This window comes from Paramagnetospirillum sp., assembly GCF_058402745.1.
Genome location: NZ_JBZVFI010000019.1, coordinates 77950 through 102660, shown reverse-complemented (window position 1 = coordinate 102660; position 24711 = coordinate 77950). Strand labels below are relative to the sequence as shown.

Here is a 24711-nt window from a genome sequence, read left to right as displayed (position 1 = left end):
AGGGTCGGATATGATCGAGGTCGAGAATATTTCCAAGCGCTTCGGCAATTTCGCCGCGCTGGATCAGGTGTCGCTGAAGGTGGCCCAGGGCAAGCTGGTGGCGCTGCTGGGGCCGTCGGGGTCGGGCAAGACCACCCTGCTGCGCATCCTGGCCGGGCTGGAGCAGCCCGATGACGGGCGCATCCGCCTGGGCGGCGTGGACGCCACCGGGCTGGGGACCCGTGACCGCAAGGTAGGCTTCGTCTTCCAGCACTACGCCCTGTTCCGCCACATGACGGTGGCCGAGAACATCGCCTTCGGCCTGAAGGTGAGGAAGGGCGCCGACCGTCCCCCGGTGGCGGCCATCAAGGAAAAGGTCCGCACCTTGCTGGATCTGGTGCAGCTTGAAGGCCTGGCCGGGCGTTATCCCAGCCAGCTGTCGGGCGGCCAGCGCCAGCGCGTCGCCCTGGCCCGCGCCCTGGCGGTGGAGCCGCGCCTGCTGCTGCTGGACGAGCCGTTCGGCGCGTTGGACGCCCAGGTGCGCAAGGATCTGCGCCGCTGGCTCAGGCATCTGCACGACGAGATGGGCCTGACCGGCGTGTTCGTCACCCACGACCAGGAGGAGGCCCTGGAAGTGGCCGACGAGGTGGTGGTGATGAACAAGGGGCGTATCGAGCAGATCGGCACGCCGGCCGAGATCTACGACAGCCCGGCCACTCCCTTCGTCTACTGCTTCCTCGGCAACGTCAACGCGCTGCCCTGCCGGGTGGCGGGCGGGCAGGCCCAGGTGGGCGGCCTGCATGTGGGCGAGGGGCGGGCCGACGGCCCCGGCACCGCCTTCATCCGTCCCCACGACGTTGAAGTCCTGGAGCTGTCTCCCGATATCCCCCAGGCCAGGGTGCGCCAGGTGGTGGTGCTGGGTCCCGTGGTGCGCGCCGAGCTGGAGCTGGCCGATGGCGTCATCGTCGAAGCCGAGCTGTCGCGCGACATCAAGGACAAGCTCGGTCTGCGGCGTGGGCTGGAGGTTTCCGTCTTCCTGCGCAAGGCGCGGGTATTCGTCGGCGAAAGCGTGTAGAATATTCCGAATTCCTCTTGTCGAGATGGGGGTTGCCATGCGGGCATTGTCGTTTCTGGTCGTTCCGGCTGTGATTATCGCTTTTCCCCTTGCGGCTCCGGCCGCCGAGCCCGCCCCCCTGGCGGCGGCGGTCTGCGCCAATTGCCACGGGACGGAGGGGCGCAACGAGGGGGCCATTCCCGCCATTGCCGGCAAGCCCGCCTTCCTGATCGCCGGCAAGCTGCGCGACTTCAAGGCCGACAAGGTGGCCAACGCCACCGTCATGCCGCGTCTGGTCAAGGGCCTCACCGAGGCCGAGATCGACACGGTCGCCCAGTATTTCGCCAATCTGCGCTGAGAAGGGGGGCTCTCGCCATGACCAACAGCTTCGACCGCCGCTCCTTCCTGGCCCTGGCCGGCGCCGCCGGCCTTTCCTCGCTCACTTCCGCCTGCGCCACCGGCCCGGCCGGAACCGGACCCCGCGTGGTGGTGGTGGGCGGCGGCTTCGGGGGCGCCACCGCCGCCAAGTATCTGCGCCGCCTCGACCCCTCCTTGCGGGTGACCCTGGTGGAGCGCTCGACCCGGTTCATCACCTGCCCGTTCAGCAATTCGGTGATCGGCGGCTTCCGCTCGCTGGAGGCCAACACCTTCGGCTACGAGGGCCTGCGCGGCCACGGGGTGGAGGTGATTCACGCCGAGGTGACCGCTATCGACGCCGCCGCCAAGCTGGTGGTGCTGCAGGGCGGCGAGAAGCTGCCCTATGACAAGCTGGTGCTGTCGCCCGGCATCGACATCAAGTGGGGCGAGCAGGGCTATGCCGAGGCCGATGCCGAACTGGCGCCCCACGCCTGGAAGGCCGGGCCGCAGACCCTGCTGCTGCGCCGCCAGCTGGAGGCCATGGACGATGGCGGCGTGGTGGTGATGACCATTCCCGCCAATCCCTATCGCTGCCCGCCCGGCCCCTATGAGCGCGCCAGCCTGATCGCCCATTACCTCAAGGCCCGAAAGCCCCGCTCCAAGCTGCTTTTGCTGGACGCCAAGGATTCCTTCTCCAAGCAGCCGCTGTTCACCGAGGGCTGGGACCAGCTCTACAAGGGGCTGCTGGAATGGGTGCCGCTGTCGAAGGACGGCAAGGTGGCCAAGGTGGACGCCAAGACCTTGACGGTGGAGACCGAGTTCGGCACCCGCCACAAGGCCAGCGTGCTCAACCACATTCCGCAACAGAGCGCCGGGCGCATCAGTATCGCCGCCGGGCTGACCGATGCCTCGGGCTGGGTGCCGGTGGTGCCGCAGACCTTCCAGTCGGTCAAGGCCCCCGACATCTACGTGGTGGGCGACGCCACCAGCGCGGCGCCCCAGCCGAAATCGGGCTTCGCCGCCAATTCCCAGGCCAAGGTGGCCGCCGCCGCCATCGTGGCGGCGCTGAAGGGCCTGCCGGCCCCCGATCCCATCTGGATGAACACCTGCTACTCGCTGCTGTCGCCTGATTACGGCATCACGGTGGCCGGCGTCTACCGGGTGATCAACGGCAAGATCGCCGATGTTCCCGGATCGGGCGGTATCAGCCCCAAGGGCGCCTCGGCCCTGTTCCGGGGGCTGGAAGCCTCTTATGCCGAGAGCTGGTACGCCAACATCACCCAGGACATCTGGGGGTAAGGCTAAAGCATCGAGCGTCAAATCAGAGACAGATTGTCACCCTGAGGCGCAGCCGAAGGGCCTTTCACGCCATGGCGGCAGCCGCCTCAGGCTGAAAGATGCTTCGCTGCGCTCAGCATGACAGCGCGTTTCATATTTGACGCTCGTCGCTCTAAGGACGGCTACTTGTAGAGCCCGATATAGGCGATGAGATCCTTGCCGGGGATCGCCTTGACAAAGGTGATCTTGGGCTCGATCCGGTTGCTGGCCGGGTTGAGCCACTGGTACTCGACCCAGCCTTCACCCCTGTCGCGGGCCACCTGGATGATCTCCTGGACCAGCAGCTTGCCGTTGCTGTCCCTGACGTTGAGCACCGACTTTCCCTCGTTCCTGGGGTTGGGCGGATAGATCATCCAGGTACCGTTGGCGTCGATGACGTTGACGTAGATCTCGCCGAAGCGGAACTCTCCCTCGCGGTGGAAGGCCTCGCGCGCCTTCTCCACCCCATTGACGGCCACCAGGGCCGCGGCCTTCAGGGTCAGGGCCTTCACCTGCTCCTGGGTCGGACGTTCGGCGGCGATTGTCGGGGCGGCGGCCAGGGCGGCGGTCAGGGCGGCGACAAACAGACGACGGCGGATCATGCGAATCCCAACTCGTTCAAGGTGGCGTTCAGGCGGTCCCGCGACATGGGCTTGAGCAGCACGGTATCGAAGCCGCCGTCGAGGAATTCCCGCACCTCCTCGGGCATGGCATGGGCGGTATAGGCGGCGATCTTCACCCCAGGGCCGCCCAGGCCCGTCGCGCGGATGCGCCGGCACACCTCCTGGCCGCTCATGGTCGGCATGCTGACGTCCAACAGGATCAGCGACACCGAATTGGCCGCCAGGAAGCTGAGGGCGGCCTCGCCGCAATCCACGTCGGAAACCGTCCAGCCGGCCTTGGTCAGCAGGCGTGACGCCAGGATGCGGTTGACGTCGTTGTCATCGACCACCAGGGCGTTCTTCATGCGGGGCTCCCGGAATATTGGCAGGGCAGGGTGAAGTGGAAGACGGTTCCCTTGCCCAGTGTGGATTCGACGCCGATGGTACCGCCCATCAGCTCGACCAGATGGCGGGCCAGGGTAAGACCGAGGCCGGTTCCACTGTGGGAACGGGTGAGGAAGGAGTCAACCTGCCGGAACTTCTCGAATATGGCATGCAGCATCTCTTCCGGGATGCCGGCACCGGTATCGGTGACGCGGAACAGCAGATGGCCGGGCATCCGCTCGACGCTGAGTGAAACGTCACCCTTGTCCGTGAACTTCACGGCGTTGGACAGCAGGTTGTGGAGAATCTGGCGCAGGCGCAGGGGGTCGGCCTGGATGGTTTCGGGGCAATCCTCGCCGACCCGGCTGTTCAGGCCGATTCCCTTGGCCTGGGCCGCCGATTGGTGGACGGCGGCCGCCTCGGACACCAGGGCGGCCAGCTTCACCGGCTGGACCGACAGGGTCATGGCGCCGGCCTCGATCTTGGCGATGTCGAGAATGGAATTGACCAGCTCCAGCAGATGGCGGCTGCTCTTTTCGATGATGTCGGCGTTTTCTCGGGTTTCGTCGTCGGTGGCCTCGTCACGGATCAACTCGGAGAAGCCGATGATGCCGTTCAAGGGGGTGCGCAACTCGTGGCTCATGTTGGCGAGGAACTCGCTCTTCATGCGGCTCGCCTCCTCGGCCCGCTTGCGCGCTTCCTCCAGCCGGACGAAGGATTCTCCCACCCGGTCGGCCATCTGGTTGAACGACACGGCGAGGCTGGCCATCTCGTCGTTGCCGTGGACCGGCAGGCGGTATTCGGTGTCCTGCTCGCTGAAGCGGTGGATGCCGCCCACCACGGCGGTGATGCGCCGCGTCAGGAACGAGGCCATCCACACCGCGATGCCGATCACGACGATGATCATCACCAGGGTCGAGATCGACAGCTGGCGTGCGAGGCTCTCCACCTGAGCGGCGATCAGCGCCATGACGTTGTCGTACTGGGCCTGCAGGTCACGGTTGCGCAGCGCCAGGATCTGGTCGGTGTTCTCCTTCTCCTTGGTCGCGGCCGCGTGGAAATCCTCGACGTTGGCGCCGATGGTGACGAAGCCGAAGCCTCGCGGCGACTGCCCGTAAGGTCCGGTATAGTAGGGAATGGTGGCGGCGGTGGTCAGCTTCCACAACCCGCTCCAGAAGATCTCGAACGAGCCCGAACCGCCCTGGCTGGTGAGGTCCATCCAGCCGGTGCATTGCGGCGCATGGTTGAGATAGCGGCAGTCGAGGCCCAGCAGCCCCTGCTTGACCAGTTCCGGGGCACCCTTCTTCTTCAAGGATTGCTCGAGGAAGGTGGGTGCGGTCTTCAGGAACTCGCCGATGGGCTTGCCGCTTTCCTGCCACTGGGCATGGAGGCCCGAATCCAGCCACGGCACCGCCGGCTCGCCCGTCTCGGGATCGTATCCGGTGATGAAGTAGTGGCGGGGATGCACCACCGATCGCCCCTTGTAGTCCCAGATGAAGGCGTAATTGCCGGACGCCGCGTCGGCGATGGGCGAGTAGCGGTCGGGGGTGGGCAGGATGTGGTCGGTGAACTCCATCAGATGGTCGTGATCGAGCGCCAGCGTCACCCAGCCGACGGTACGGCCGTTGCGGACCACCGGCGTTGCCCAGCGCACCAGGCCGCGAAAGCGGGTGCCGACCGGATTCTCGGTGCCGGCGAATGCCGCCTTCTCCGGCGCGAACTCGATTCCCTTGGCCGCCGCCGACTTGGGGGTGAACGGTCCGATGATGGGCGAGCGGACATAGGCGCCGATCACGTCCGAAACATGGATCTTGTCGGGTCCCAAGGTCTTGAGGCTGTCGAAATAGGTCTCGGCCTTGATGAAGGTGTTTTCACGCCGCGAGACATCGCGCAGGTCCTTGTTCACCAAATCCGAGGTGGTGACCTTGACCTTCTCGCGACCATCCAGGCCGATGAAGGTCATTTCCAGGAACAGCGGCCGCTCGACCTTCAGGCCGCCTTCGGTGGCGGGGCGGTAGTTGAAGTTGCGGCGGTTGTCCTCGATGGACGACTTGATGGGCGGAGCGTCGTAATGGGGGACGGCCTCGGGGCCCGGCACCCACTTGGAACCGTCCGGGGTCGTCACCCAGGGGTAATGGCGCTCCACCTGACGCGTGCGGCCGCGCAGGAAGTTGCGGTAGTTCTCCTCGCTGGGTTCGATCATCGCCGCCGAACGGACGTCGCCGTCGCGGTCATAAAGAAAGGCGGCGACCTGGCGGGCGGTGTCGGTGGTCAGGCGCTCCAGGCTTTCCCTGGCGGCGTCGTCCAGGGCCTTGATCGCCGAGTTGGTGGTGCCGGCCACCACCTGCTCGGTGGTCTCGCGCATGCCCCGCGTCATGCCGGTGACGTTCTCGGACACCCGCTCGGCCAGCCAGACCTGGCCGCGCCAGGCAAACCCCGCCAGCACCAGCAGAGGAATGACCTTGATCAGGACGAAGATGAGAATGAGCTTGGCGCGGATACCGAAACGGGCGAGTTGGGGCATTGTGATTCGGCTGCTTTGTGCGGATTGTCGGAAGGAACCCCAATCCCCTCCCAAGGAAGGGCGACTATAGGTCTTTCGTATGGCGTTTTCCAGTCCATTGATCGTCGTTGCGGTTCGATGAAATTCGTGGTTGCCCGAAAACGCGGCTTCATTAGGATGTGCCGCGTGGAAGGGCGGATTCTCCTCAATCCAAGCAGGATGGCATGAACCGGCGGGTCGGTGAAATCGTAGGGCAGGTTCTGGCGCGACTTCGCCCCAAGGCGAAGTCGCTGATCATTACCGTCTATGGTGATGCCATTTCGCACCATGGCGGCAGTGCCTGGCTGGGCAGCGTGATCAATCTGGTGGAGCCGCTGGGCCTCAACGAGCGCATCGTGCGCACCTCGGTGTTCCGCTTGTCCAAGGAGGCGTGGCTGTCCTCCATGCAGATCGGGCGGCGCAGCTATTACCGCCTGACCGAGATGGGCCGCCGCCGCTTCGAGGCCGCTCACAACCGCATTTATCACTATAACGGCAAGCCGTGGGACGGTAACTGGACCCTGGCGGTGACCAATATCGAGGGCATGGATGCCGAGCGCCGCGATTCGCTCCGCCGTGACCTGGGTTGGCTGGGATTCGGCCAGTTGGCCACCGGCGTCCTGGTCCATCCCGATCCGGATCGCAGCGCGGTGCGGCAGGCCCTGGCCGAGGCGGGCGTGCAGGACCGCGCCGTGATGATGACCGCCAGCGCCGAGGATTGGGTGACGCCCGAGGCGCTGCGCGACCTGATCCACACCTGCTGGGACCTGGACCGTCTGGCCGCCGATTACAACGAGTTCCTCGACACCTTCCGGCCCTTGTGGCAGGCCCTGTCCGGCAACGGCGAACTGAACCCCGAACTGTGTTTCGTGGTCCGCACCCTGCTGATGCACGGCTACCGCCGCGCCTTGCTGCGCGATCCCATGCTGCCCGACGAATTGCTGCCCGCCCATTGGCCGGGGACCTCGGCCCGGGTGCTGTGCCGCAACCTCTACCGGCTGGTCCAGGCGGCGGCCGAGACCCACGTCATGGGCATGCTGGAAACCGCCGAAGGCCCGGTGCCCGAGGCGCACCCCGCCTATTACACCCGCTTCGGCGGGCTGCAATCGGCCGACTGAGGCCTTCCGACGTTCAGAGTGTCATCCCGAGCGCAGGCGAGGGATCTCATTCTGGGACGGCTTTTCCATATTGGCACCGGCGCTCCAAGCGGAGATTCCTCGCATTCGCTCGGAATGACAATCCTGCTGCGATTGTTTGCTAGGTAAACAATCTTGTTGCCAACGTCGTTGACCTGGTCAACAATGTCCGGAAATGGAATGAGGGTATCGCCATGCCGGGCAGTCAGGCCAAGATCGCCGCGTTGGAGGAAGGAAGTGGAACCTCGTTCGGTCCCATGACCGACGAGCTGGGATTCCATCTGCGCCGCGCCCAGGTGGCGGCCTTCAAGCACTTCGCCCAGACCGTCACCGCCGCCGAGGGTATCACGCCGGGGCTCTACGGCATGCTGCAGGTGATCGCCAACAATTCCGGCCTGACCCAGAGCGCGCTGGCCGAGGTGATGGAGGTGGACCGCTCCTCCATCGTCAAGGTGGTCAACGCGCTCGAGGACAAGGGCCTGATCCGCCGCGACGCCGCCCCCAACGACCGCCGCTCCTACCATCTTCGCATGACGGCCGAGGGCAAGCTGGCCCTGGCCCGCATCGAGGAGGCGGTGGCCCGCCAGGATCGCGAGTTTTCCGCCGGCCTGTCCGAGGACGCCCGGCGCCTTTTGATCTCTTTGCTCAAGCGTCTCTACTAACACCAAAAAGACCCAAAGCTTCCGAGGGAGGAAGACCTTGAAAAGCATCCTGCGATTGACCCTCAACGGCCGCCCCCGCGAGGATCTGGTGCCAGACAACATGCTGCTGCTCGACTACCTGCGCGAGGTGACCAACCTCACCGGGACCAAGCAGGGCTGCGACGGCGGCGAGTGCGGCGCCTGCACCGTGCTGGTGGACGACCGGCCCCGTCTGGCCTGTTCGACGCTCGCCCATCAGGTGGCGGGCAAGAGGGTCGAGACGGTGGAAAGCCTGGCGACCCAGGGCACCATCTCCAAGCTGCAGGCCGCCTTCCACGAGAAGCTGGGCACCCAGTGCGGCTTCTGCACGCCGGGCATGCTGATGGCGTCCGAGGCGCTGCTTCGGAAGAACCCCAATCCCAACCGCGATCAGATCAAGGAGGCGCTTGCCGGCAATCTGTGCCGCTGCACCGGCTACGTGAAGATCATCGAATCGGTGGAAAGTGCGGCCCAGGCCCGCTGCGGATGCCAGGAGGCGGCCCAATGAGCCCGAAATTCCCCAAGAACGGCACGGTCGGCGCCCGCACCCCCCTGGTGGACGGCGTGGAAAAGGTCACCGGCAAGGCCAAGTACACCGCCGACATCGCCGCCCCCGGCGCCCTGGTGGGGCGCATTCTTCGGAGCCCCGTCGCCCATGCCCGCATCAAATCCATCGACACCTCGGCGGCCGAGGCGCTGGACGGCGTGTTCGCCGTCTGCACGGGGGCCGAAACGCCGGTCCCCTACGGGGTGCTGCCCATCGCCGAGAACGAATATCCGCTGGCCCGCGACAAGGTCCGCTATCGCGGCGACCCCGTTGCCGCCGTCGCGGCCATCGATGAACTGACCGCCGAGAAGGCCATCGGTCTGATCAAGGTGGAGTACGAGGTGCTGCCCGCCTACATGACGCCCAAGGCGGCCATGAAGGACGGCGCCATCGCCATCCACGACGACAAGCCCAACAACGTCCTGCGCGAGGTCCATGCCGAGTTCGGCGACGTGGAGGCCGCCTTCAATGAGGCCGACCTGATCCGCGAGAAGGTCTACACCTTCGCCGAGGTCAACCACGTTCACATGGAACTGAACGCCACCCTGGCGGAATACGACCCCGTCCGCGACATGCTGACGCTGAACACCACCACCCAGGTGCCGTACTACGTCCATCTGAAGGTGGCGGCCTGCCTGCAGATGGATTCGGCCCGCATCCGGGTGATCAAGCCCTTCCTGGGCGGCGGTTTCGGGGCGCGCACCGAGTGCCTGCACTTCGAGATCATCGCCGGCCTGCTGGCCCGTAAGGCCAAGGGCACGGTCAAGCTGGTCCAGACCCGCGAGGAGACCTTCATCGCCCATCGCGGCCGTCCGTGGACGGAAGTGAAGATGAAGATCGGCCTGAAGACGGACGGCAAGATCGCCGCTTTGGCCCTGGAGGCCACCCAGGCGGGCGGCGCCTATGCCGGCTACGGCATCATCACCATCCTCTACACCGGCGCCCTGATGCACGGGCTTTATCACATCCCCGCCATCAAGCACGACGCGTGGCGCGTCTACACCAACACGCCGCCCTGCGGCGCCATGCGCGGCCACGGCACGGTGGACACGCGGGCCGCCTTCGAGGCCCTGCTGACCGAGATGGGTGAGGAACTGGGGATCGATTCCCTGGAGATTCGCCAGCGCAACATGCTGCCGCAGATTCCCTACGTCACCATGTATGCCCAGCGCGTCATGAGCTACGGCGTGCCGGAATGCCTGGAGAAGGTCAAGGCGGCCTCGGGCTGGGCCGAACGCAAGGGCAAGATGCCCAAGGGCAGGGGGCTCGGCATCGCGCTGTCCCACTTCGTGTCGGGCACCTCGACGCCCAAGCACTGGACCGGCGAGCCCCACGCCACCGTCAACCTGAAGCTCGACTTCGACGGCGGCATCACCCTGCTGACCGGCGCCGCCGATATCGGCCAGGGCTCCAACACCATGGCCAGCCAGGTGGCGGCCGAGGTGCTGGGTGTGCGCCTGAACCGTATCCGGGTGATCTCCGCCGATTCCGCGCTGACCCCCAAGGATAACGGCTCGTACTCGTCCCGCGTCACCTTCATGGTGGGCAACGCCTCCATCGCGGCGGCCGAGGAGATGAAGGCCATCCTGGTCAAGGCGGCGGCCAAGAAGCTGGACGCCCGCGAGGAGGACATCGAGGTCATCGACGAGGTCTTCATGGTGGCCGGCAGCCAGGACCCGGGCCTGACCTTCCAGGAGGTGGTCAAGGCGGCGCTGATCGACACCGGCACCATCACGGTGAAGGGCACCTTCACCTGCCCGACCGAGTTCCAGGGCGACAAGAAGATCCGCGGCAGCGCCATCGGCGCCACCATGGGCTTCTGCTACGCGGCGCAAGTGGTCGAGGCCTCGGTCTGCGAGATCACCGGCCGCGTCACCGCCCACAAGGTGTGGGTGGCCGTGGACGTGGGCAAGGCGCTCAATCCGCTGGCCGTCGAGGGCCAGACCCAGGGCGGCGTATGGATGGGCATGGGCCAAGCCCTGTCCGAGGAGACCCGCTGGGAAGACGGCAAGATGCTGCACGGCAATATCCTCGACTACCGGGTGCCGACCATGGCGGAAAGCCCCGATATCGAGGTGATCATCGTCGAAAGCATCGATCCCAACGGCCCGTTCGGCGCCAAGGAGGCGTCCGAGGGCATGCTGGCCGGCTTCCTGCCGGCGGTGCACGAGGCGGTCTATGAGGCGGTGGGCGTGCGCTCCACCAAGTTCCCCTTGAGCCCCGAGACCATCACCGAACTCCTCGACGCCAAGGAGGCCGCAGAATGAACATCCTTCCCGATTTCCGCACTCTGCGGCCCGCCTCGCTGTCCGACGCCGTTTCCGCCCTGGCCGCGCCGGGGGCCGAGCCCCTGGCCGGCGGCACCGATCTGCTGCCCAATCTTCGCCGGGGCCTGGGCAAGCCCGAGACGCTGGTGGACCTCACCGGCATCAACGGCTTCGGCACCATTTCGGTGGGCGCTGACGGAGCCTTGCGCATCGGTGCCGGCGCCACCCTGGAAGCCATCGCCGAGGATGCCCGCATTCTCAGCCAATGGCCGGCGGTGGCCCATGCCGCCTCGCTGGTGGCCGGTCCCAGCCACCGTGCCGCCGCGACGCTGGGCGGCAATCTGTGCCAGGACACCCGCTGCGTCTTCTATAACCAGTCCGAGTGGTGGCGGTCCGGCAACGGCTTCTGCCTCAAATACGAGGGCGACAAGTGCCACGTGGTGGTCAAGTCCGACCGCTGCTACGCCACCTATCACGGCGACGTCGCCCCGGCCCTGATGGTGCTGAACGCCTCGGCCGAGATCGTCGGCCCCAAGGGCCTGCGCCAGATCGCGCTGGCCGAGCTGTTCAAGGAAAGCGGAGCCGAGCATCTGGCTCTCGATGCGGGCGAGGTTGTGGCGGCCGTGCTGGTGCCGCCGGCCACCGGCTGGGCCGCCGCCTATTCCAAGGTCCGCGTGCGCGACGCCATCGACTTCCCCCTGGCCGGGGTGGCGGTGGCGTTGAAGCGGGACGGCAACGCCATCGCCGGATTGCGCGTCGCCATCACCGGCACCAATTCGGCGCCGCTGATGGTCGCCACCGACGCCCTGTGGGGCCGTCCGTGGAACGACGAGACCGCCGAGGCGCTGACCCAGGCGGTACGCAAGGTCTCCAACGTGCTCAAGACCACGGTGGCCGGAGTGAAATACCGCCGCCGCGTTCTGCTGGCGGTGGCCAGGAAGCAGGTGGACGACCTCTGGAACGGGAAGTAGCCCCATGTGCCTCGACGCCATCAAGTGCGATCCAGCCGACATGGCCGCCGATGATTGCGAGGTCCTGGCCACCGCGCTGAAGTGGATGGACGAGGGGAAAAGGGTGGTCATGGCCGTGGTCATGGCCACCTGGGGCTCGGCGCCCCGTTCCATCGGCTCCTACATGGCGGTGGATGCCGACGGCACCTTCGCCGGCTCGGTGTCGGGGGGCTGCGTCGAATCCGCCGTGATCTCCGAGGCGCGCGAGCTGGAACCGGGAGAAGCTCCCCGGCAACTGGCCTTCGGTGTCGAGGATGAGACGGCCTGGGCGGTGGGGCTGCCCTGCGGAGGCAACATCCGGGTGGCGGTGTTCAACCCGGAGCGCGACCTGCTGGAGGAAGCGGTGCGGCGGCAGGCCGTGCGCAAGCCCAGCGCCCTGGTCCTGGAGCTTGCCACCGGGGCGCAGGCCCTGGTCGGCGACGAGGGAGCAAGCGGATCGCTCGCCCTGGACGAGACCCGGCTGGTGGCCGCCCAGATGCATCTGGGACAGGGGACCTGCGGCGTGGTGGCCGACGAGATCTTCGTCAGAACCCACGAGGCGCCCTGGACCCTGATCATCGGCGGCGCGGTCCACATCAGTCAGGTGCTGGCCGGCATGGCGCGACAGGCGGGCTTTGCGGTCACGGTGGTCGATCCCCGTCGCGCCTTCGCCGACGAGGTGCGCTTTCCCGGGACGACCCTGGTGTGCGGCGAACCCGACGAGGTGCTGGCGGGGATCAGCATGGACCGCCGCACGGCGGTGGTCAGCCTCACCCACGTGCCGCGCCTGGACGACGCGGCCCTCAGGGCGGCACTGGGGTCGGAGGCTTTCTACATCGGCGCCCTGGGCAGCACCCGCACCCATGCCAAGCGCTGCCAGCGCCTGGAAGACCTGGGGGACAAGCTCCGGCGCATCGCCGCGCCGGTGGGCTTCGACATCGGTGCCCGCACGCCTGCCGAGATCGCCGTCTCCATCCTGGCCGAACTGATCGCGGCGCGGCGGGGCAAGCCGCTCAGGGTTCGAGGCTGAACAGTGTGTCATCCTGAGCGCAAGCGAAGGATCTCCTTCTGGGGCGACTTTTCCCTTTCGGAATAGCCATTCCAGACGGAGATTCCTCGCTTGCGCTCGGAATGACAGACAAGCGAGTGGATCTCCAAAAACCAAAAGGCCCCCGGATTTTTCCGGGGGCCTTGGCATTTCACCCTTGGGGCGAAGGACCTAGCCGTTGACGGCGTCCTTCAGGCCCTTGCCGGCGGTGAACTTCGGGGCCTTGGAGGCCGCGATCTTGATGGTGGCGCCGGTGCGGGGATTGCGGCCTTCCTTGGCGGCGCGCTGAGTCACCGAAAAGGAACCGAACCCGACCAGGCGGACATCGTCGCCAGCCTTGAGCGCCGAGGTGATGGCGGCGAAGGTGGCGTCGATCACGTTGTCGGCGGCGGCCTTGGACAGACCGCTGAGCTCGGCAACCTTGTTCACCAGATCCTGCTTGTTCATGAGACCCCCAATGGAATTGTCGTGACCGGTTGAAAATGACATGACCGTTGCGGACGTCAACTACTCTGTTGCGAGGACGCCGCACCGGCCCGAACCCGAACCCCAGGCTGGAAGCCCTGTCACAGGCGGACTTCCGACCAGCGGGGAGTTAAGCAATGTGTCGCGTTTTCCGCAACAATACAACGGTCCTGTCCCTAATCGTTGGGGGTTTTCCCCAGGAATCATCAGGTGATGAATACCTCATCGGGTAAAGACCCGAGTTCCGCTGAATTTTTGCATAGAATGGCCAGATGCCGGGTCTCGGGCAGCATCCAGTCGCTGACGAATTCGGCCACGGCACGGATACGCGCCGGGTTGGCGGCATGCTCCGCCGCCGCCTCCAGCCGCGCCCAGGCGGCGCCGAAGGCCACCAGACCGGTCAGGCGCAGATAGGAGGTGGCGGTCAGCCCGATGTCCTTGCGTGACGCCATGGCGGCCCCGGCCTCGTCCCAGGCGGCCAGCGCCTGGCGCAGGGCGGCGGCGAATCCGGGGGAGGCGGCGCCCATGGCGGCCTCCACCTCGGCCTTGAATTCGGCCAGGGCCTTGCCGTTGTCCAGGCGGATCACCCGGCCGGCGACCGTGGCCGCCTGGATGCCGTTGGTGCCCTCGTAAATGCGGGTGATGCGGCCGTCACGCAGGATCTGTTCCACCCGGTATTCCCGCAGGAAGCCGTAACCCCCATGCACCTGGATGGCGTGGTCGGCGGCCTCCATGGCGGCTTCGGTGGCGAAGGCCTTGCACACCGGGGTCATCAGCTCCATCAGCGCCGGCCTGTCGCCCAGCTCCAAATCCACCAGGGTGCGCATCACCATGGCGCGGCAGCCCATGGCCAGCGCCATCTGGGCCAGCAGCATGCGCCGCACGTCGCCATGTTTGGCGATGATGTCGGGGCCGCCGTCTTTTCCCGCGCGGCCCTGCTTGCGTTCGTTGGCATAGGCCAGCGAGCGCTGCAGCGCCACCTCGGCCAGACCGACGCCCTGGACCGCCACGTCCAGGCGTTCGGCGTTCATCATGGTGAACATGCGGGCCAGTCCTTCGCCGGGCGCGCCGATGATCTCGGCCCGGGCGCCATCGAAGGCCACCTGGCAGGTGGGCGAGGCGTGCATGCCCATCTTCTCCTCGAGGCGCACCACGGAAATGGCGTTGCGCGAGCCGTCGGGCAACAGCGAGGAGGCGAGGAACAGCGACAGGCCCTTGACGCCGGGCGGCGCGTCGGGGGTGCGGGCCAGGATCAGATGCATGATCCGGCCCTCGGTCAGGTTCTGATCGCCGCCGGAGATGAAGATCTTGCCGCCGGAAATGCTCCACGAGCCGTCGGGCTGGGGGGTGGCCATGGTGCGCACCAGCCCCAGGTCCGAGCCCGCCTGGGGCTCGGTCAGGCACATGGTGGCGAGGTATTCGCCGGCGGCGAGGCGGGGAATCCAGGTGGCCCGCTGCTCGGCCGAGCCGCTGGCCGCCAGCGTCCGCATGGCGCCGTGGGCCAGCGACAGGACCATCTGATAGGTGATGCAGGCCCCCGACAGCATCTCGGACAGCGCCGAGGCCAGGATGTGGGGCAGGCCCTGGCCGCCGTCCTCCTCGGGCACGGCGAGGCCCTGCCAGCCATCGCCGGCGAACTGACGGTAGGCGTCGACGAAGGGCTGGGGCATGACCACGCGGCCGTCCTCCAGCCGGGTTCCCTCGGTGTCGCCCAGCGGGTCCAGGGGCGCGATGACCTCGTCCACCATGGCGGCCGCGTGGGTCAGCACGGTCTCGGCGGTCTCGTCATCCCAATGGGGCAGGCGAGCGGTCCCGGCCCCATGGCGGAGCGCGAACAGCAGGTCGCTAAGGGGAGTGCGGTAATCGATCATGGTCTGGTCCCTGGCTCAATTCACCCGTCATCCCGAGCGAGGGGGAGGGATCTCTGCTTCTCCGGTTGGTGCCGAATCGGCAAAGCCGGGCCAGAACGGGATCCCTCCTCCCGATGGTCGTCGGGATGATATTTGTCGGTCGCTCACCCCATCCGGATCAGGTCGGGATCGTCGCCTCCGGCGTAGAGCTTCTCCACCAGGGCGGCGCGGTTGGTCAGCACGGCCCGCTGGTTGATGTAGCCCTTGTCGGTGATTTCGTTGGCGTCGATGGAGGGCGGCACATCCATCAGGATGGCGCGGGCGATGCGGTGCGAGCTGCCCTTACCCTCGGCGGCCAGGGCGACCATGGCGGCGCGCATCTTCTCCCGGACCTCGGGGCGCTTGATCAGGTCCTTCAGCGGCGTGTCGGGGGCGGCGTCGGGGCACAGGCGCAGACAGCCGGGCAGGCTGGCGAAGCCCAGCAGGCCCACCTCCTCGCGGTCATGGCCGGTGATCACCGCGTCCTGCAGCACCGGCGCGGCGGCATCGATCACCGCCAGGCGCAGCGCTCCCACATGCACCCAGGTGCCCGACATCAGCTTGAAGTCCTCGGCGACGCGGCCGTCGAAGACGATGCCCTTGGATGGGTCGTCGGGGTCGGCCAGCTTGCCGGCGTCACCGATGACGTACCAGCCGTCCTCGTCGAAGGCCTTGCGGGTCAGGTCGTCGCGCTTGAAGTAGCCCGGCGTGACGTTGGGTCCCTTGATGCGCATCTCCAGCTTGCCGCCGTTGGGGATCATCTTGACCTCGCAGCCCGGCGCCGGCAGGCCGATGATGCCGGCCCGCGGAATGTCGAAATGCACGGTGGTGATCATGGGCGAGGTCTCGGTGGCGCCCCAGGACGACACCATGCGCACCTTGTAGCCGAGCGTGCGGATGGACAGCTGTTCCATCTTTTCCCACAGATTCTGGGGCAGCGCCGCGCCGGCGTAGAAGATGATCTTCAGGTTCTTGAAGAAATTGGTCCGCAGCGCCTCGTCCTTCTCCAGCAGCGGAATCAGCATGTCGAAGCCGCGCGGCACGTTGAAGTAAAGCGTGGGGGCGATTTCCTTCAGGTTGGCGGCGGTCTTCTCCACCAGCCCCGGCATGGGCTTGCCCTCGTCGATGTAGAGCGTTCCGCCATGGCGCAGCACCATGTTGAAATTGTGGTTGCCGCCGAAAGTGTGGTTCCACGGCAGCCAGTCCACCAGCACCGGATGGCTTTCCAGCAGGAAGGGCCAGGCCTGGCGGATGGCCTGCTGGTTGGAGCACAGCATCTTCTGGGTGTTGATCACCCCCTTGGGCATGTCCGTCGAGCCCGAGGTGAACAGGATCTTGGCCACCGTGGCGGGGCGCACGTTGGCGAAGGCGTTCTCCACGTCCGGGCCGGGGGTGGCGGTCAGCAGGGTATCGAAGGTGACGCCGCAGGCGATGGGGTTGACGCTGGTCACCACCTCGACGCGGGCCAGTTCGGGGATCACCAGGGCATCGGCGAACCTGGCGCCGTCGGCGGCGTAGACCAGGCCGGGCTTCAGCAGATCGGCGATGTAGCGGAGCTTGGAATGATCCTGGGAGATCAGCGAATAGGCCGGAGAGATGGGGGCCACCGGCACGCCCACATGCATGGCGGCCAGGGCCAGCAGCGCATGGTCGATGGAATTGTCCGACAGGATCATCACCGGCCGGTTCTTGTTCAGGCCGCGGTCCAGCAGCGACTGGGCGATGGCCTCGACCATCTTCAGCGCTTCGCCCCAGGTCACCTTGCGCCAGCCGTCACCGGCGCGCTGGGCCAGGAAGACGTTGTTGGGGATGCGCTCGGCCCAGTGGACGAGCAGGTCGCCGAGGCAGCGGGAATAGGGCTTCAGGCTGTCGGGCGACCGGATGATGAAGGCGCCGTCCTCCAGCTTTTCCACTTCCACCCGCGCGGGCGCGAAATTGATGGGTGCCCAGGCAACCGAATTCATGATGAACCTCCCTCGCCGTCTTCAGCGGACCGCTTTTTTCTTGTCGTCCTTACAGGCCGAGATAGGCCTGGCGGACTCCGTCGTCGTTCAAGAGGCCGGCTCCGGTGCCCGACAGCACCACCCGGCCGTTTTCCAGCACATAGCCCCGGTCGGCCAGCTTCAGCGAGGCCGACACGTTCTGCTCCACCAGGATGACCGTCATGCCTTCTTCATGCAGGGTCTTGATGATCTTGAACATCTCGCTGACCACGGCGGGCGCCAGCCCCAGCGACGGCTCGTCGAACATCATCAGGCGGGGCTGACCCATCAGGCAGCGGCCGATGGCCAGCATCTGCTGCTCGCCGCCCGACAGCGTCCCCGCCGCCTGATCCGAGCGGACCAGGAGCTTGGGGAACATCTCGTAGCAGCGTTCCAGCGTCTCCTTGCGCTTGGCCCTGGCACGCGGCAGCACGGCGCCCATTTCCAGGTTCTCGCGCACGCTCATGGAGGGGAAGATCTGGCGGCCCTCGGCCACCTGGGCCACGCCCAGGTCGCAGATCATCGAGCTCAGGCGCCCGGTGATGTCGCGGCCCTCGAAGGAGATGGTGCCGCGCGCCGGCTTCTGCATGCCGGCGATGGCGCGGATCAGCGAGGTCTTGCCGGCGCCGTTGGCGCCGATGATGGCCACCACCTCGCCCTCGGCCACGTCGAGGGACACGCCGTCCAGCGCCTGGGCGTCGCCGTAGAACAGGTCGAGATCGCGAACTTCCAGCATCATCCGTGATCCTCTCCCAGATAGCATTCCAGCACCTTGGGATGGCTGGTGACCTCGGAGGGCGTACCCTCGGCGATCTTCTCGCCGTGGTGCAGCACGACCACGTGGTCGGACAGGGCCATCACGGCGCGCATGACGTGCTCGATCAGCAGGATGGTGAGGCCCGTCTCCCTGTTGAGGCCGGTCAGGATCGCCACCATGCGATCGCATTCCACCGGCCGCAGGCCGGCCATCACCTCGTCGAGCAGCAGCAGCTTGGGCCGGGTGGCCAGGGCCTTGGCCACCTCGAGCCGCTTGCGGTCGGGGAGCGTCAGGGTCTGGGCCGGGTCACGCGCGCGGTCGCCCAGTTCCAGCAGGTCGAGGATGGCGCGCGAGGCGGCCCTGGCCTTCTCCACGTCGCCGTTGTCGTGGCGGAGCGCGCCCACCATGACGTTCTCCTCCACCGTCAGGCCGGCGAACGGCTTGACGATCTGGAAGGTGCGGCCGACGCCGGCGCGGCAGATGGCCGCCTGGCCCAGGCCGGTGACGTCTTCGCCGTCCAGCACCACACGACCGTCGCTGGGGGGCAGCGCGCCGGCGATCAGGTTGAAGGTGGTGGTCTTGCCCGCCCCGTTGGGGCCGATCAGGGCGACGATGGCGCCCCGGGGCACGTCGAAGGTCACGGCGTTGACGGCGCGCAGGCCACGGAAGCTCTTGCCCAGGTTCTCGACGGACAGCATGGGGGTGGCGGTGTTCATCGTCCGTCTCCCTCCAGGCGCAGCGCCTTGCGCAGCCACGGCCACAGCCCGCCCGGCTTCAGCACCAGGATCAGCATCAGACAGATGCCGTAGGCGATCTGCTTGACGCCGTCGATGCCGATATGGGCGCCCAGCTCGGTCAGCAGCTCGCCCAGCGCGGTCAGCACCACGGCGCCCAGGATCGGCCCGAACAGGGTGCCGATGCCGCCGATGATGGTGCCCAGCATCAGCTCGATGGAGCGATGCATGGAGAAGATGCTCTCGGGGTAGAGGTTGTTGTTGAAGAAGGCCAGGAAGACGCCGCCCAGGCTGGTCATGGCCGCCGAGATCAGCACGGCGATCATCTTGTTCTTGAAGACGTCGATGCCCAGCGCGTCGGCGGCGTCCTGATCCTCGCGGATGGCCTGCCAGTAATAGCCGATGCGGCGCATCAGGAGGGCGCGGCTGAACCAGAAGGCGGCGGCGGTCATCCCTAGGGCCACGTAGTAGAACATGGTGGTCGAGCCGCGCAGCAGCCACAGATTGTCCGGGCTGTTGTTGGGGGCGGGGGGCAGGAACAGGCCGGACGAGGCGCCCACCCAGCCCCAGTGATCGAACAGCACCCGGGTGAACTCGGCGAAGGCGATGGTCAGCAGGGCGAAATAGACCCCCATCACCTTGAAGCGGAAACCCAGCGTGCCGATCACCGCGCCGACGGCGGCGGACACCGCCATGCCGGCCAGGGCGCCGATCCACGGCGGCGTGCCGTAATGGACGAACAGGGCGCCGCCTGCATAGGCCCCCAGGCCCACATAGAGGGCATGGCCCAGCGAGAACTGGCCGGCGAAGCCCATCATCACGTTCCAGCTCATGCCGAGATAGGCCTGGAGCAGCACGGTGATCAGGATGGAGAGCAGGTAGTCGCCCGCCGCCAGGGGGGCCAGGGCGAGGATCGCCAGCAGGCCGAGGAGCAGGACCGCGCGGCGGTCACGGAACAGGGCGCTCATGGCTTCTTCCCCAGGATGCCTTGCGGGCGCAGCAGCAGGACCAGGATCAGCAGGCCGAAGCTGAACATGCTCTTGAGGCTGGGGGCGATCAGCACGCCCGACAGCGCCTCGGACAGGCCGACCAGGATGCCGCCCAGCAGCGCGCCGCCCAGACTGCCGAGCCCACCCAGGATGACGATGATGAAACCCAGCAGGGTGTAGTCGGACGACAGGTGCGGATGCACGTCCACCAGCAGCAGCAAGAGGCAGCCGGCGGCGCCGACGCAGGCGGCGCCGATGCCGAAGGTGATGGCGTAGAGCTTCTCCACGTCCAGCCCCACCACGCGGGCTCCCACCGGATTGTCGGCGCAGGCGCGGATGGCGGTGCCCGTGGTGGTGAAGCGGAAGAAGGCCCACAGCAGCAACGCCACGCCGCCGGCGGTGATGGCGGCGATGACCCTGACCTTGTCCAGCACCAGCTTGCCGATGGAATAGCTCTCGAAACTGGCGTCGAGCTGGATGTTGCGGGCATCGGGGCCGAACGCCATCAGCACCAGATTGGTAATGATCATGGCCACCGAGAGCAGCAGCAGGAACTGGATGTGCTCGGTGACGTGGAGGAAGTGGTTGATCAGGAAGCGCTGCAGCAGGTAGCCGACGACGAACAGGCCGCCGGCCACCAGCGGCAGGGCGGGGACCGGTTCGATCCCCATCTTGGTGAAGAGCAGGAAGGCGGCATACATCGCCACCACCATCATGTCGCCATGGGCAAAATTGACCACGCGCATGACGCCGAAGATGACCGACAGCCCCAGGGCCATCAGGCCGTAGACCAGGCCGGTCAAAAGACCGGCGCTGATCACGTTCATGAAGAAGGTGGCGTCCATCCCGGCTCCCCGCCAAGCAATGCCGATGTTGCGGCTTTTTCCTAGGTGCGGCCCTTGAAGGGCGGCATGGGGAAGACCGGCTTGGCCTCGGCCGAGGCCGCCGGCAGCGTCACCGTGGGTTTGCCGCCCAGGTTCTGCACCGCCGCCGAGATCAGGTTCATGTTCTGGCCGTTGGCCTCGAACTTGATCGCTCCGCCCAGCATGGCGCGCTTGGCGAGGTTGGTGGCGCGCAGCGCCTCGGTCAGGGCCTGCGGGTCATTGCTGCCGGCGCGCTTGTGGGCGTCGGCGGCGATCAGCACGGCTTCGAAGGTGAAGCCGACGTTGAGGTCGCAGCTCTCCTCGGGGAAGGCCTTCTCGAAGGTCTTGTTCAGGATCTGGGCCATTTCCTGCTTGGGATCGAACCACGGCACGTTGGTGGTGCAGAACTCGGCGTACTTGCCCAGGGCCTTGAAGAACTGCTTCTCGTACATGCCGGGAGCGCCGGGGCTGATGATGCCCATGGTCTCCACCTGCTGCTTGACCATTTCGCGGACCAGCAGGATGGCGTCGTTGAGACGGGTCACCGTCATGACGAAGTCGGCCTTGGCCGCCTTGGCCTTGGAGACCTCGATGGAAAGGTCGCGGGCCTTGGGGTCGTAGCCGATGGTCTCGACGATCTGGAACGGCATGTCGAGCTTGGGCATCAGGGCGTTGATGCCGCCCAGCATGGCCATGCCGAAACTGTCGTTGATGTGCATCAGCACGGCGGTCTTGGGCGTCACGCCGGTGGCCGCGAAGATGTCCTTGTAGAGCAGCAGCCCACCCTTGCCCAGCATGCCGGCGGTGGGGAAGTTGCGGAACACGTACTTGAACCCCTGCTCGGTCAGCTTGGGCTCGGCGGCGATGTTGACCACGAAGGGCACGCCCTTCGCCTCGGCCACGCCGGCCACCGCCAGGGTGGTGGCGGAATCGAAACAGCCCATCAGCATGTTGGCGCCTTCGCGGATCAGCTTCTCCGCCTGGGTGCGGCCCACATCCGGATTGGACTCGGTATCGGCGTTCATCAGCTCGACCGAATAGCCCATGTCCTTCAGCATGGGCAGGCCGATCTCGGCGCCGCGCTGGCAGGCCTGGCCGATCAGGGCCAGATGGCCGGAGCGGGGCAGCAACACGCCCAGCTTGAGCGGCGTCGCCGCCCGCGCCGAGCGCAAGGGCAACCCGGTGGTGGTGACCAAGGCACCGGCCGCCGCGGCCGTGGTGAACTGGCGGCGGGTAATGGTCCGTGACGCGGACAGACTCGTGGTGTTGTCAGGCATTTGGACGTCCCTTTCGCGTTCGAAAACCTCCTGGGTCGCTCTTTGGCGACTTTGATGCCTACGACTGTGAGGCAGTCCTCGGCGTTCGTCAAGGGTATTGTTGGGCACAAAAACTGTTGTGCTGCACAACAATAAAATCGAGGCCGGTTTGAGCGAGGTGCTTCCCTTGCCCGCCGCATCGGGGAATGCGATAAAGGCATCCCGTTCTTCTTGGATGTCTGGACATGCTCTCCGCCGCCGCGATCCGCGCCGCCATTCCCGGCGTGCTTACCGAAGCCGAGTTCCCCGAACTGCCCAACTACTATCGCGGCAAGGTGCGCGAGAACTACGATCTGCCCGACGGACGGCGCATCCTGATCTCCACCGATCGCCAGAGCGCCTTCGACCAGGTGCTGGCGGCGGTGCCGTTCAAGGGTCAGGTGCTGACCCAGACGGCGCGCTTCTGGTTCGAGGCGACCCGGGACATCTGCCCCAACCACGTCATCGAGTATCCCGATCCCAACGTCGTGGTGGGCCGGCGCCTGGACATGCTGCCCATCGAGATGGTGGTGCGCGACTATCTCACCGGCTCCACCGACACCTCCATCTGGTCCATGTACAAGGCCGGGCGGCGGAATATGTACGGCCTCGACTTCGCCGACGGCATGGTGAAGAACGACAAGCTGCCCTCGACCATCCTCACGCCCACCACCAAGGCCGAGGTGGGGGGGCACGACGCGCCGGTGTCACCGGCCGAGGTGGTGGCTCGTGGCCTGCTCAGCCAGGCGCAGTGGGACGAGCTGGCCCGCCTGTCGCTGGCCCTGTTCGCCCGCGGCCGTGAGATCGCGGCCAGGAACGGCCTGATCCTGGTGGATACCAAGTTCGAGTTCGGCGTGGACGGCGAGGGGCGCATCACCCTGGCCGACGAGATCCTCACTCCCGATTCCAGCCGCTACTGGAAGGCCGATACCTATGCCGCCCGCCACGCCGGGGGCGAGGAGCCGGAAAGCCTGGACAAGGAATTCCTGCGCATCTGGATCGCGGCACGCTGCGATCCCTACAAGGATCCCATTCCGGCCATTCCCGACGATACCCTGGTGGAGTTCTCGGCCAAGTACATCGCCCTGTTCGAGGCGGTGACCGGCCAGGCTTTCGAGGCGCCGTCGGCGGCGGACCCCGTGAAGGAGCGCATCCGCCGCAACCTGACCCGGTACTTCGTTTAAGGCCAGAGGTGGGCGGAGATGGTCGCCACCAGCCTCAGGGTCCGGTTCGCTCTGACCTTCGCGCTGTCGGTCATGGCCGGGGCGGCGATCCTGTCCTATGCCATCGGCAGCCGCTCGTCCGCAGACGTCCGGGCCGAGATCGGCCGTAACCTTAGCGAGGTGACCCGCCAGATCGCCGACAAGCTGGACCGCGGCATGTGGGCGCGCTCGGGCGAGGTGGCGCTGCTCGCCACCCTGATCGAGACCCAGAGCCCCCTCGATCCCCGGGCGGTTCAGGTTTCCCTGGACCGGCTGAAGCGCTCCATTCCCCACTTTTCCTGGATCGGCTTCACCGATCCCCAGGGACGGGTGCTGGCGGCGTCGGAGGGCATTCTCATCGGGGCCGATATTTCGCGACGGCCGGTATTCGTCCAGGGGGCGAAGGGGGCGTTCGTGGGCGATGTCCACGAGGCGGTGCTGCTGGCCAAGCTGCTGCCCAATCCCTCGGGCGAGCCCATGAAGTTCGTCGATATCAGCCGGCCGGTGGTCGCTCCGGGCGGCGGGATGCTGGGTGTCATCGCCTCTCACCTCAGCTGGGAATGGGCGCGCGAGATCGAGCAGTCGGTCCTGACCCCCTTCGACGCCGGTCGGGCGGTCGAGGTCTTCGTGGTCGCCACCGACGACACGGTTCTGCTGGGGCCGTCCTCCCAGATCGGGCATCCTCTCAGGCTTCACTCGGTCGCCAAGGCACGCCAGGGCGACGGAAGCTGGCAGGTGGAGACCTGGCCCGATGGCCGGGAATACCTCACCGGCTACGCCCTGGCTCGGGGATACAAGGATTATGGCGGGCTGGGCTGGACCATCGTCGCCCGCCAGCCCACCGAGACCGCGTTCGCCGCCGTGTCGGCGCTGCAGCGCCACATCGTCGCCTGGGGCGCCGGGGTGGCGCTCGCCTGTGCCGCTTTCGGCTGGTGGGTAGCCGGGCGGGTCGCCGCCCCGCTGCGGCGCATCGCCGAGGCCGCCGACCGATTGCGTGGAGGCGAACCCGTGGACATTCCCGCCGAAAGAGGGGTGGTGGAAATCCAGTCCCTGAGCGTGTCGCTCCGCGCCCTGATCGACAGCCTGACCCGCAGCGAGGCGGCACGCAGCCAGGCCGAGATTCAGGCCAGCCATGACCGGCTGACCGGATTGACCAACCGCCTGGGGCTCGAGGACCAGTTGGGGCGGATGCTGGCCTCGGCGCGGCGAAGCGAAACCAGTCTGGTCGTCCTCTGTCTGGACCTCGACGGTTTCAAGGGGGTCAACGACACCCTGGGTCACGGAATTGGTGACCTGCTGCTGCAGGACGTGGCAGCCCGCATTCGGGCCTGCGCCCGCCAGGGCGACATCACGGCGCGCCTGGGCGGCGACGAGTTCATGATGGTGCTGTCCGCCCCGTCCCAGGCGGCGGCGGCCGATGCCGTCCTGGTGGGCGAGCGGATCGTTCATTCCCTGGGCGAGCCGTTCACGCTGGACGGCAATCCGGTGAAGATCGGCTGTAGCGTCGGCGCGGCCCTGTGGCCCCGTCATGGCAAAGATATCAGCGATGTCACGCGTCTGGCCGACGAGGCGCTTTACGCCGCCAAGCGCGGCGGAAAGAACCGGGTCGTCCTGCACGCGGAGGGTTGAGCGC

General features: G+C 66.8%; 22 protein-coding genes. 11 read left to right on the top strand and 11 right to left on the bottom strand.

Annotation, left to right across the window (positions count from 1 at the left end):
- The first annotated feature begins 10 nt into the window (after positions 1 to 10).
- Genes ACV4UZ_RS20035 through ACV4UZ_RS20025 form a run of 3 tightly spaced genes read left to right on the top strand, consistent with a single transcriptional unit; the run spans position 11 to position 2689 of the window.
- Entirely contained in the window at positions 11 to 1054 is a 1044-nt protein-coding gene (locus tag ACV4UZ_RS20035; RefSeq protein WP_491602554.1) for a sulfate/molybdate ABC transporter ATP-binding protein, read from the top strand.
- 37 nt (positions 1055 to 1091) lie between these two features.
- Positions 1092 to 1391, top strand: a complete 300-nt coding sequence (locus ACV4UZ_RS20030) for a c-type cytochrome (protein WP_491602553.1) — start codon at positions 1092 to 1094, stop codon at positions 1389 to 1391.
- Positions 1392 to 1408: 17 nt separating this feature from the next.
- Positions 1409 to 2689 (top strand): FCSD flavin-binding domain-containing protein, encoded by a 1281-nt coding sequence (locus tag ACV4UZ_RS20025; RefSeq protein ID WP_491602552.1) that lies wholly within the window; start codon positions 1409 to 1411, stop codon positions 2687 to 2689.
- Between the two features lie 161 nt (positions 2690 to 2850).
- Here the strand turns inward: ACV4UZ_RS20025 and ACV4UZ_RS20020 are convergent, their stop codons facing one another.
- The 3 genes from ACV4UZ_RS20020 to ACV4UZ_RS20010 are packed head-to-tail and all read right to left on the bottom strand — an operon-like array spanning position 2851 to position 6217.
- Positions 2851 to 3309, bottom strand: a complete 459-nt coding sequence (locus ACV4UZ_RS20020; RefSeq protein WP_491602551.1) for a cache domain-containing protein — start codon at positions 3307 to 3309, stop codon at positions 2851 to 2853.
- A complete protein-coding gene (locus ACV4UZ_RS20015) occupies positions 3306 to 3674 on the bottom strand; it encodes a response regulator (protein ID WP_491602550.1) in 369 nt (122 codons plus the stop codon). Before ACV4UZ_RS20015 ends, ACV4UZ_RS20020 begins: the two co-directional genes overlap by 4 nt.
- The gene (locus tag ACV4UZ_RS20010; RefSeq protein WP_491602549.1) at positions 3671 to 6217 is read right to left on the bottom strand and encodes a sensor histidine kinase; all 2547 of its coding nucleotides are present in this window, start codon (positions 6215 to 6217) and stop codon (positions 3671 to 3673) included. Before ACV4UZ_RS20010 ends, ACV4UZ_RS20015 begins: the two co-directional genes overlap by 4 nt.
- Positions 6218 to 6420: 203 nt before the next feature.
- Between ACV4UZ_RS20010 and paaX the strand changes: the two genes are divergently transcribed.
- The 6 genes from paaX (at position 6421) to ACV4UZ_RS19980 (ending at position 12884) form a co-directional block, all read left to right on the top strand.
- Positions 6421 to 7353 (top strand): phenylacetic acid degradation operon negative regulatory protein PaaX, encoded by a 933-nt coding sequence (gene paaX / locus ACV4UZ_RS20005; RefSeq protein ID WP_491602548.1) that lies wholly within the window; start codon positions 6421 to 6423, stop codon positions 7351 to 7353.
- 212 nt (positions 7354 to 7565) lie between these two features.
- Complete coding sequence (locus tag ACV4UZ_RS20000) at positions 7566 to 8033, top strand: MarR family winged helix-turn-helix transcriptional regulator (RefSeq protein ID WP_491602547.1); 468 nt, start codon at positions 7566 to 7568, stop codon at positions 8031 to 8033.
- A 37-nt stretch (positions 8034 to 8070) separates the two neighbouring features.
- Positions 8071 to 8559, top strand: a complete 489-nt coding sequence (gene hcrC / locus ACV4UZ_RS19995) for a 4-hydroxybenzoyl-CoA reductase subunit gamma (protein ID WP_491602546.1) — start codon at positions 8071 to 8073, stop codon at positions 8557 to 8559.
- Entirely contained in the window at positions 8556 to 10865 is a 2310-nt protein-coding gene (gene hcrA / locus ACV4UZ_RS19990) for a 4-hydroxybenzoyl-CoA reductase subunit alpha (RefSeq protein WP_491602545.1), read from the top strand. The genes hcrC and hcrA overlap by 4 nt, the downstream gene beginning before the upstream one ends.
- Positions 10862 to 11836: a 4-hydroxybenzoyl-CoA reductase subunit beta gene (gene hcrB, locus ACV4UZ_RS19985; protein ID WP_491602544.1), complete on the top strand. Its 975-nt coding sequence runs from the start codon at positions 10862 to 10864 to the stop codon at positions 11834 to 11836. Before hcrA ends, hcrB begins: the two co-directional genes overlap by 4 nt.
- A gap of 4 nt (positions 11837 to 11840) precedes the next feature.
- Positions 11841 to 12884: an XdhC family protein gene (locus tag ACV4UZ_RS19980; RefSeq protein WP_491602543.1), complete on the top strand. Its 1044-nt coding sequence runs from the start codon at positions 11841 to 11843 to the stop codon at positions 12882 to 12884.
- A 189-nt stretch (positions 12885 to 13073) separates the two neighbouring features.
- Here ACV4UZ_RS19980 and ACV4UZ_RS19975 read toward each other — a convergent pair whose 3' ends face one another.
- The 8 genes from ACV4UZ_RS19975 to ACV4UZ_RS19940 form a co-directional block, all read right to left on the bottom strand.
- Positions 13074 to 13349 (bottom strand): HU family DNA-binding protein, encoded by a 276-nt coding sequence (locus ACV4UZ_RS19975; protein WP_008614941.1) that lies wholly within the window; start codon positions 13347 to 13349, stop codon positions 13074 to 13076.
- Positions 13350 to 13573: 224 nt separating this feature from the next.
- Positions 13574 to 15238: an acyl-CoA dehydrogenase family protein gene (locus tag ACV4UZ_RS19970; protein WP_491602542.1), complete on the bottom strand. Its 1665-nt coding sequence runs from the start codon at positions 15236 to 15238 to the stop codon at positions 13574 to 13576.
- A 143-nt stretch (positions 15239 to 15381) separates the two neighbouring features.
- Positions 15382 to 17220 (bottom strand): feruloyl-CoA synthase, encoded by a 1839-nt coding sequence (locus tag ACV4UZ_RS19965; RefSeq protein ID WP_491602541.1) that lies wholly within the window; start codon positions 17218 to 17220, stop codon positions 15382 to 15384.
- 49 nt (positions 17221 to 17269) lie between these two features.
- Entirely contained in the window at positions 17270 to 17974 is a 705-nt protein-coding gene (locus ACV4UZ_RS19960) for an ABC transporter ATP-binding protein (RefSeq protein WP_491602714.1), read from the bottom strand.
- Positions 17974 to 18711: an ABC transporter ATP-binding protein gene (locus ACV4UZ_RS19955; protein ID WP_491602540.1), complete on the bottom strand. Its 738-nt coding sequence runs from the start codon at positions 18709 to 18711 to the stop codon at positions 17974 to 17976. Before ACV4UZ_RS19955 ends, ACV4UZ_RS19960 begins: the two co-directional genes overlap by 1 nt.
- Positions 18708 to 19697 (bottom strand): branched-chain amino acid ABC transporter permease, encoded by a 990-nt coding sequence (locus tag ACV4UZ_RS19950; RefSeq protein WP_491602539.1) that lies wholly within the window; start codon positions 19695 to 19697, stop codon positions 18708 to 18710. The genes ACV4UZ_RS19955 and ACV4UZ_RS19950 overlap by 4 nt, the downstream gene beginning before the upstream one ends.
- Positions 19694 to 20563, bottom strand: a complete 870-nt coding sequence (locus ACV4UZ_RS19945; RefSeq protein ID WP_491602538.1) for a branched-chain amino acid ABC transporter permease — start codon at positions 20561 to 20563, stop codon at positions 19694 to 19696. The genes ACV4UZ_RS19950 and ACV4UZ_RS19945 overlap by 4 nt, the downstream gene beginning before the upstream one ends.
- A gap of 41 nt (positions 20564 to 20604) precedes the next feature.
- Entirely contained in the window at positions 20605 to 21858 is a 1254-nt protein-coding gene (locus tag ACV4UZ_RS19940; RefSeq protein ID WP_491602537.1) for an ABC transporter substrate-binding protein, read from the bottom strand.
- 224 nt (positions 21859 to 22082) lie between these two features.
- Here ACV4UZ_RS19940 and ACV4UZ_RS19935 point away from each other — a divergent pair, with 224 nt between their 5' ends.
- Positions 22083 to 23060: a phosphoribosylaminoimidazolesuccinocarboxamide synthase gene (locus ACV4UZ_RS19935; RefSeq protein WP_491602536.1), complete on the top strand. Its 978-nt coding sequence runs from the start codon at positions 22083 to 22085 to the stop codon at positions 23058 to 23060.
- 18 nt (positions 23061 to 23078) lie between these two features.
- Entirely contained in the window at positions 23079 to 24707 is a 1629-nt protein-coding gene (locus tag ACV4UZ_RS19930; protein ID WP_491602535.1) for a diguanylate cyclase domain-containing protein, read from the top strand.
- Positions 24708 to 24711 lie beyond the last annotated feature (4 nt).

Excerpts from the sequence above, each read along its gene's own strand:
- ACV4UZ_RS20035 (WP_491602554.1), top strand. The coding sequence starts at position 11 with ATGATCGAGGTCGAGAATATTTCCAAGCGCTTCGGCAATTTCGCCGCG.
- ACV4UZ_RS20030 (WP_491602553.1), top strand. The coding sequence starts at position 1,092 with ATGCGGGCATTGTCGTTTCTGGTCGTTCCGGCTGTGATTATCGCTTTT.
- ACV4UZ_RS20025 (WP_491602552.1), top strand. The coding sequence starts at position 1,409 with ATGACCAACAGCTTCGACCGCCGCTCCTTCCTGGCCCTGGCCGGCGCC.
- ACV4UZ_RS20020 (WP_491602551.1), bottom strand. The coding sequence starts at position 3,309 with ATGATCCGCCGTCGTCTGTTTGTCGCCGCCCTGACCGCCGCCCTGGCC.
- ACV4UZ_RS20015 (WP_491602550.1), bottom strand. The coding sequence starts at position 3,674 with ATGAAGAACGCCCTGGTGGTCGATGACAACGACGTCAACCGCATCCTG.
- ACV4UZ_RS20010 (WP_491602549.1), bottom strand. The coding sequence starts at position 6,217 with ATGCCCCAACTCGCCCGTTTCGGTATCCGCGCCAAGCTCATTCTCATC.
- paaX (WP_491602548.1), top strand. The coding sequence starts at position 6,421 with ATGAACCGGCGGGTCGGTGAAATCGTAGGGCAGGTTCTGGCGCGACTT.
- ACV4UZ_RS20000 (WP_491602547.1), top strand. The coding sequence starts at position 7,566 with ATGCCGGGCAGTCAGGCCAAGATCGCCGCGTTGGAGGAAGGAAGTGGA.
- hcrA (WP_491602545.1), top strand. The coding sequence starts at position 8,556 with ATGAGCCCGAAATTCCCCAAGAACGGCACGGTCGGCGCCCGCACCCCC.
- hcrB (WP_491602544.1), top strand. The coding sequence starts at position 10,862 with ATGAACATCCTTCCCGATTTCCGCACTCTGCGGCCCGCCTCGCTGTCC.
- ACV4UZ_RS19980 (WP_491602543.1), top strand. The coding sequence starts at position 11,841 with ATGTGCCTCGACGCCATCAAGTGCGATCCAGCCGACATGGCCGCCGAT.
- ACV4UZ_RS19975 (WP_008614941.1), bottom strand. The coding sequence starts at position 13,349 with ATGAACAAGCAGGATCTGGTGAACAAGGTTGCCGAGCTCAGCGGTCTG.
- ACV4UZ_RS19970 (WP_491602542.1), bottom strand. The coding sequence starts at position 15,238 with ATGATCGATTACCGCACTCCCCTTAGCGACCTGCTGTTCGCGCTCCGC.
- ACV4UZ_RS19965 (WP_491602541.1), bottom strand. The coding sequence starts at position 17,220 with ATGAATTCGGTTGCCTGGGCACCCATCAATTTCGCGCCCGCGCGGGTG.
- ACV4UZ_RS19960 (WP_491602714.1), bottom strand. The coding sequence starts at position 17,974 with ATGCTGGAAGTTCGCGATCTCGACCTGTTCTACGGCGACGCCCAGGCG.
- ACV4UZ_RS19955 (WP_491602540.1), bottom strand. The coding sequence starts at position 18,711 with ATGAACACCGCCACCCCCATGCTGTCCGTCGAGAACCTGGGCAAGAGC.
- ACV4UZ_RS19950 (WP_491602539.1), bottom strand. The coding sequence starts at position 19,697 with ATGAGCGCCCTGTTCCGTGACCGCCGCGCGGTCCTGCTCCTCGGCCTG.
- ACV4UZ_RS19945 (WP_491602538.1), bottom strand. The coding sequence starts at position 20,563 with ATGGACGCCACCTTCTTCATGAACGTGATCAGCGCCGGTCTTTTGACC.
- ACV4UZ_RS19940 (WP_491602537.1), bottom strand. The coding sequence starts at position 21,858 with ATGCCTGACAACACCACGAGTCTGTCCGCGTCACGGACCATTACCCGC.
- ACV4UZ_RS19935 (WP_491602536.1), top strand. The coding sequence starts at position 22,083 with ATGCTCTCCGCCGCCGCGATCCGCGCCGCCATTCCCGGCGTGCTTACC.
- ACV4UZ_RS19930 (WP_491602535.1), top strand. The coding sequence starts at position 23,079 with ATGGTCGCCACCAGCCTCAGGGTCCGGTTCGCTCTGACCTTCGCGCTG.